We start from the raw sequence: 655 nt of genomic DNA, 5'->3' as shown, positions 1-655 counted from the left end.
CCTCGAACAGGGTTCGCAGGGCGACCTCGGCGCCGAAGGTGGCGCGGATGCGGGCGATGAGGCGGGTGGCCAGGAGCGAGTGCCCGCCCAGCTCGAAGAAGTCGTCGTCCGCTCCCACCCGCGGCAGGCCGAGCACCTCCGCGTACAGATCGCACATGATCTGCTCCTGCGGGGTGCGAGCCTCCCTGCCGACGGAAGTCTTTGTCAGGTCCGGGGCCGGCAGTGCTGCGCGGTCGAGCTTTCCGTTGGTGGTCAGGGGGAGCCGGTCGAGGATCACGACGGCGGCGGGGACCATGTGTTCGGGTAGCCGCTCGCGGCTGAACTCCCGTATGCCCTCCGGCCGCAGCGCTCCGTCCCGCACCACCGCGTACGCCACCAGACGTTTCGCGCCGGGCCTGTCCTCATGGGCGATGACGGCGGCCTGGGTGATGTCGGGGTGGTCGGTGAGGGTCTTCTCGATCTCGCCGGGTTCGATGCGGAAGCCGCGGATCTTGACCTGGTGGTCGGCGCGGCCCAGGTATTCGAGTTCGCCGTGGGTGTTCCAGCGGGCGAGGTCGCCGGTGCGGTACATCCGCTGGCCGGGTTCGGGGTGGAACGGATCTGCGACGAAGCGTTCGGCGGTGAGCCCGGGCTGGTTGGCGTAGCCGCGGGCCAG

The 655-nt window shown here is 70.4% G+C and carries 1 protein-coding gene; it reads right to left on the bottom strand.

All coding sequences use genetic code 11. From position 1 onward, the window contains the following. A partial coding sequence (locus IE140_RS35755; protein WP_189461120.1) for an AMP-binding enzyme occupies positions 1–655 on the bottom strand: 655 nt, incomplete at both ends.

Source organism: Streptomyces parvus, assembly GCF_014648875.1.
GTDB lineage: Bacteria > Actinomycetota > Actinomycetes > Streptomycetales > Streptomycetaceae > Streptomyces > Streptomyces parvus.
Note: the sequence above shows the minus strand (reverse complement) of the source record. Positions and strands in the feature narration are given on the sequence as shown.